Raw genomic sequence first — 6355 nt, 5'->3', positions numbered from 1 at the left:
GCTTCAGTCATTGCACCATTGTGGAACAAGCCGGGGCCTGAAAACTGGCAATTGGCTGGCTGGAGGCTGGCACGCGGTTTGCTGTAGGGATTTTACCAATTGGTAAATTTTTACGGGTTGGTAAATTGAACCACAACGCAGGGCACCGCCGTCGCAAAGCAGCGGGCACCTGCACCCCACAGCGAGGACCACGATGAAACCTCCGAAGTTTGCGGGCACCAGCATTCACGCCGGTGCCGCATTGATTGGCGCCACTGGCTGGCGCTCCAACGCTGCGCGGCGTGCGCTTGCACGCCCCATGGGCGCCCAGACCCCCACCCTGACCCTCTCGGAGGAAACCTGATGGACACACCCGCAAGCCGTGCCTGCGGCATTCATGCCGCACGCCTGAACCTGGCCGACTACGCCGTGAACTTCAGCGACGCACACCCGCCGCTCACCCGCCCGCAAGCGCTGATCGAGGCCGAGCGCTGCTATTACTGCCACGACGCTCCCTGCGCCACGGCCTGCCCTACGGGTATCGACATCCCGTCGTTCATCCACCGCATTGCGCAGGACAACAACCGGGGCGCGGCCCGCGCCATCCTGGAGGCGAACCCGCTGGGTGGCATGTGCGCTCGGGTGTGCCCCACCGAGGTGCTGTGCGAGCAGGCCTGCGTGCGCAACACCAACGAAGACAAGCCGGTGGAGATCGGCTCACTGCAGCGCTACGCCACCGACGCCTTCTTTGCCCAGCCCGGTGCACCGCTGTTCCAGCGTGCAGCCGCCACCGGCAAGCGCGTGGCCGTGGTGGGCGCGGGGCCTGCGGGCCTGGCCTGCGCGCATGGGTTGGCCGTGCGCGGGCATGACGTGGTGCTGTTCGAGGCGCGCCCCAAGCTCGGTGGCCTCAACGAATATGGCCTGGCCAGCTACAAGACCGCCAACAACTTTGCGCAGAAGGAAGTGGAGTGGCTGCTGTCCATCGGTGGCATTGAGGTGCGCACCGGCCAGCAACTGGGCCGTGACATCACGCTCGACAGCCTGCTGGGCGCTTACGACGCTGTGTTCCTGGGCCTGGGCCTGCAGGGCGTGAACGCGCTGGGCGTGGCTGAGCCCACGGTCACCGGTCTGCGCAATGCGGTGGACTTCATTGCCGAGCTGCGCCAGAGCACCGACCTCTCGACCCTGCCGGTGGGCCGCCGCGTGGTGGTGATTGGTGGCGGCATGACGGCGGTGGATGCTGCTGTGCAGTCGCGCAAGCTGGGCGCCGAAGAAGTGACCATCGTCTACCGCCGGGGTGCAGAGGCCATGTCGGCATCCGCTGTGGAGCAGCAGTGGGCGCAGACGAATGGTGTGACCGTCCGCCACTGGGCGGCACCGAAAGAGGTGCTGAGCGAAGGCGGTGTTATCAAGGGCGTGCGTTTTGCCGCCACGGCGTTGAGCGGAGGCGAGCTGGTGGAAACCGGCGAGACCTTCACGCTCGAAGCCGACATGGTGCTCAAGGCCATTGGCCAGACCTTTGTGGCCGAGCCTGTGGGCAACCGCATCGTGCTGGAGGGCGGGCGCATCGCCACCGATGCCGAAGGCCAGACCAACCTGCCGCGTGTATGGGCCGGTGGCGACTGCCGTGTGGGCGGCCGCGACCTCACGGTGGAAGCGGTGGAGCACGGCAAGGTCGCCGCTGTCTCCATCCACGCCGCACTGATGGCTTGAACCCCTTCACCCCAGTTTTCACGGGAGCACCCCATGGCAGACATTCGCAGCAATTTCCTGGGCATCCAAAGCCCCAACCCCTTCTGGCTCGCGTCCGCACCGCCCACCGACAAAGAGATCAACGTCACCCGCGCCTTTGAGGCGGGCTGGGGCGGCGTGGTGTGGAAGACGCTGGGCGAAGACCCACCGGTGGTCAACGTCAACGGCCCGCGCTACTCCACACTCATGTCGCAAGACCGCCGCGTGATTGGCCTGAACAACATCGAGCTGATCACCGACCGGCCGCTGCAGACCAACCTGGAAGAAATCAAGCGCGTCAAACGCAACTGGCCGGATCGCGCCATGATCGTCTCGCTGATGGTGCCGTGCGAGGAGCAGAGCTGGAAGGCCATCCTGCCGCTCGTGGAAGACACCGGCGCCGACGGCATCGAACTCAACTTCGGCTGCCCGCACGGCATGAGCGAGCGCGGCATGGGCGCGGCCGTGGGCCAGGTGCCTGAATACATCCAGATGGTCACGGCCTGGTGCAAGCACTACAGCAAGCTGCCCGTGATCGTGAAGCTCACCCCCAACATTACCGACGTACGCCAGCCCGCACGTGCGGCCAAGGCGGGCGGGGCGGATGCCGTGTCGCTCATCAATACCATCAACTCCATCATGGGCGTGGACCTGGACCGCATGGTGATGAGCCCGAGCACCGATGGCTGGGGCTCGCACGGCGGCTACTGCGGCCCAGCCGTCAAGCCCATTGCGCTGAACATGGTGGCCGAGATCGCGCGCGATGCGCAGACTGCGGGCCTGCCCATCAGCGGTATCGGCGGCATCACCACCTGGCGCGATGCGGCCGAATACATTGCGCTGGGCTGCGGCACGGTGCAGGTGTGCACGGCGGCCATGGTGTATGGCTTCAAGATCGTGCAGGACATGTGCGATGGGCTGTCCAACTTCATGGACGAGCACGGCTACGCCACGCTCGACGACTTCAAGGGCCAGGCCGTGCCCACGGTCAAGGACTGGAAGAACCTCAACCTCAACCACATCGAAAAAGCCGTCATCAACCAGGACGCCTGCATCCAGTGCGGCCGCTGCCATGTGGTGTGCGAAGACACCTCGCACCAGGCCATTACCTTCACCAAAGAGGGTGGCGTGCGCAAGTTCGAGATCAACGAGGCCGAGTGCGTGGGCTGCAACCTGTGCGTTTCCATCTGCCCCGTGCCCGAGTGCATCACCATGCGCGCGCTGGAGCCCGGCGAGGTGGATGTGCGCACTGGCAAGAAGGTGACGGGCGAATACGCCAACTGGACCACGCATCCCAACAACCCGCAGCGCGTGTCTGCCGCAGCTTGATATGCGCCTCCTGCGTGCATTTGCCACAGACCTTGCAAGTTGTTGTGACGGCACCCGTTGTGGTGCCGATTTGCAACGCATGCTGCACTGCATCTGGTGCAGTTCTTGCGTGATCTCTAGCATCGCTCGCTTCCCTTTGCCCGCCATCTGCCAGCGTGAGGGCGCCGGACCAGACGGTGGGTTGTGTACAACCCCAACGACGTCTTTGACAGGAGTACAGGCATGACCAACAGTACCGGCAGCGCGGCCCATGTGGCGGGGCTGATGCCCGGCGATGCATCCAACACGCTCGCCAATGAAGATCTGCTCCCCACCACCGCCGCGCAGCGACACTGGACGTGGAAAGACTTTGCCGCGCTCTGGGTGGGCATGGTCGTGTGTGTACCCACCTACACCATGGCCAGCTCCATGCTGGACCAGGGCTTCACGTGGCAGATGGCCGTGTGGCTGGTGTTCCTGGCCAACTGCATCGTGCTGGTGCCCATGGTGCTCATCGGGCGCGTAGGGCCCCGGTACGGCGTGCCGTTCCCGGTTCTGGCGCGTGCATCTTTTGGCGTGAAAGGCGCCAACCTGCCGGCTGTGCTGCGCGGGCTGGTGGCATGTGGCTGGTTTTCCATCAACTGCTACTTTGGCGCGCTGGCGCTGCATGGGTTCCTCAACATCCTGGGCATGGGGCTCGCGGGACCGGCCGATGGACAGACCATCAGCACCTCGCAGTTCATGTGCTTCCTGGCGTTCTGGGCGGTGCACATCTGGTTCATCTGGAAGGGGCCGGAGTCCATCCGCATGCTAGAGGTGATTGCGGCGCCGCTGATGATCATTGCGTCCATCGCACTGGTTGTGGTGCTGATGATGAAGGTGCCCTCGGGCCAGCTCTTCAACCTGCCCGCCAAGGTGGTCGAAGGCGGCCCCAAGACCTGGGCGGCGCTCACGGGCCTGGTGGGCTTCTGGGCCACGCTGGCACTCAACATTCCGGACTTCACCCGCTTTGCCAAATCGCAGAAGGACCAGGTGGTGGGCCAGGCCATCGGCCTTCCCATTCCCATGGCGCTGTTCTCCATGGTGGGCGTGATCGGCTTCTCTGCCTCGGCCATCCTGTACGGCAAGGCCCAGCTGTTCCCCGATGGTCTGCTCACGCAGATGGGCAGCGTGGCCGCAGGCCTGGGCCTGCTGGTGATCTTGCTCGCCAACCTCACCACCAACGTGGCCGCCAACCTGGTTTCGCCGTCGTATGACTTCAGCCAGTGCGCGCCGTCCAAGATCAGCTTCCGCATGGGCGGCCTGATCGCTGCAGGCATCGGTCTGCTGTTCATGCCCTGGAAACTGCTGGCCACATCGGGCGGCTACCTGTTCACCTGGCTGGGCGGCTACGGCACGCTGCTGGGCGCCATCGCGGGCATCCTGCTGGTGGACTACTACTTGGTGCGCAAGAGCGAGCTGAAGGTGGACGACCTGTACCGCCGTGGCGGTGAATACGAGTACAGCAACGGCTGGAACCTGCAGGCCCTGATCGCTTTCGCACTGGGCGTGCTGCCCTGTCTGCCCGGCTACCTGGCGGTGTCGGGTGTGGTGGACAAGGCGGGCATGCCTGCCATCTGGCTGTCGCTGTTCGACTCGGGCTGGTTCTTCAGCCTGGCGGTGGCCGGCACCTACTACTACCTGACTGCCAAGAAGAAGTGACCCCTTGGCCCTGCCTGGGCCTGGTGCCAGTGCAGGGTCCCTTTTTTTGATCTGATCCGCATCCTTGAAGGAGACCCCCATGACCCAAGCCCTTGTGATCCGCGGTGGCACCGTGGTCAACGCCGACCGTGAACAGCGCGCCGATGTGTTGTGCGTCGATGGCCGCATCGTGGCCGTGGGGGAAGATGCTGCGGCCCAGGCCCCTGCGGGTGCAGAGACGCTGGACGCCAGCGGCCAGTACGTGCTGCCTGGCGGCATCGACCCGCACACGCACATGCAGTTGCCATTCATGGGTACCGTCACCATGGACGACTTCTTCACCGGCACGGCGGCTGCGCTGGCTGGCGGCACCACGAGCATCATCGACTTCGTGATCCCCGACCCGCAGGAGCCCATCCTGGACGCCTATCGCAAGTGGCGGGGCTGGGCCGAGAAGTCTGCGGCGGACTATTCCTTCCACGTCGCCATCACCTGGTGGAGCGAGCAGGTGCGCGCCGACATGGGCACGCTGGTGCAGCAGGAGGGGGTGAACAGCTTCAAGCACTTCATGGCCTACAAGAACGCCATCATGTGCGACGACGAAACCCTGGTGAACAGCTTCAAGCGCGCGCTGGAGCTGGGCGCCATGCCTACGGTGCATGCCGAGAACGGCGAGCTGGTGTACCTGCTGCAGCAGGAGGTCGCCAAGATGGGCATCACCGGCCCCGAGGGCCATCCGCTCTCGCGCCCACCCATGGTCGAGGCCGAAGCCGCCAACCGCGCCATCGCCATAGCCGACGTGCTGGGTGTGCCGATTTACGTGGTGCATGTGAGCTGCATGGAATCCGCCGACGCCATTGCCCGCGCCCGTGCGCGTGGCCAGCGCGTGTACGGTGAAGTGCTGGCGGGCCACCTGCTGGTGGACGACAGCGTGTACCGCGACCCCGATTTTGCAAAGGCCGCCGCTTATGTGATGAGCCCACCCTTCCGCCCCAAGGGCCACCAGGAGGCGCTGTGGCGCGGCCTGCAGTCGGGCCAGCTGCACACCACGGCCACGGACCACTGCACCTTCTGCGCTGCGCAAAAGGCCATGGGCAAGGAGAACTTCGCCAAGATCCCCAACGGCACGGGCGGCGTGGAAGAGCGCATGGCCGCGCTGTGGGATGGCGGCGTGAACACCGGGCGCCTCACGCCCAGCGAGTTCGTTGCCATCACTTCGGCCAACGCCGCCAAGTTGTTCAACATCTACCCACGCAAGGGATTTATCGGCGAAGGTGCCGATGCCGACCTGGTGCTGTGGGACCCGCAGGGCACCAAGACCTTCTCCGCCAAGACCCAGTTCAGCAAGGGCGACTTCAACATCTTTGAAGGCCGCACCGTGCGCGGTATTCCCAGCCACACCGTGAGCCAGGGCCGCGTGGTGTTTGCCAACGGCGACCTACGGGCCGAGCACGGCAAGGGCCGCTACATCAAGCGCCCGGCGTTTGGCGCCAACTTCCAGGCCGTGCAAAAGCGTGCGCAGGACCTGGCTCCCACAGCGGTTGCCCGCTGAACCGACGGAGAGCAACACCATGGACACGAAAGTCAAACCCGACATCGAGAACCTGCGCATCAACGGCGAGCGCCTGTGGGCATCGCTGATGGAGTTGGCGCAGAT

At 64.9% G+C, this 6355-nt stretch carries 5 protein-coding genes; all 5 read left to right on the top strand.

Going from position 1 to position 6355, the window contains the following annotated elements:
• Window positions 1-193: 193 nt before the first annotated feature.
• The 5 genes from AC07X4_RS23635 (at window position 194) to hydA (ending at window position 6250) form a co-directional block, all read left to right on the top strand.
• Window positions 194-343 (top strand): hypothetical protein, encoded by a 150-nt coding sequence (locus AC07X4_RS23635; RefSeq protein WP_494741503.1) that lies wholly within the window; start codon window positions 194-196, stop codon window positions 341-343.
• Window positions 343-1692: an NAD(P)-dependent oxidoreductase gene (locus AC07X4_RS23630; RefSeq protein ID WP_494741502.1), complete on the top strand. Its 1350-nt coding sequence runs from the start codon at window positions 343-345 to the stop codon at window positions 1690-1692. Before AC07X4_RS23635 ends, AC07X4_RS23630 begins: the two co-directional genes overlap by 1 nt.
• Before the next feature lie 33 nt (window positions 1693-1725).
• Window positions 1726-3039, top strand: coding sequence for an NAD-dependent dihydropyrimidine dehydrogenase subunit PreA (gene preA, locus AC07X4_RS23625; RefSeq protein WP_494741501.1), 1314 nt, complete (start codon window positions 1726-1728; stop codon window positions 3037-3039).
• Between the two features lie 222 nt (window positions 3040-3261).
• A complete protein-coding gene (locus AC07X4_RS23620; RefSeq protein ID WP_015012633.1) occupies window positions 3262-4719 on the top strand; it encodes an NCS1 family nucleobase:cation symporter-1 in 1458 nt (485 codons plus the stop codon).
• Window positions 4720-4798: 79 nt separating this feature from the next.
• Complete coding sequence (gene hydA / locus AC07X4_RS23615) at window positions 4799-6250, top strand: dihydropyrimidinase (RefSeq protein ID WP_494741500.1); 1452 nt, start codon at window positions 4799-4801, stop codon at window positions 6248-6250.
• Window positions 6251-6355 lie beyond the last annotated feature (105 nt).

The organism is Acidovorax sp. GW460-11-11-14-LB4 (genome assembly GCF_059423685.1).
This window is presented reverse-complemented; position numbering and strand designations above follow the sequence as displayed.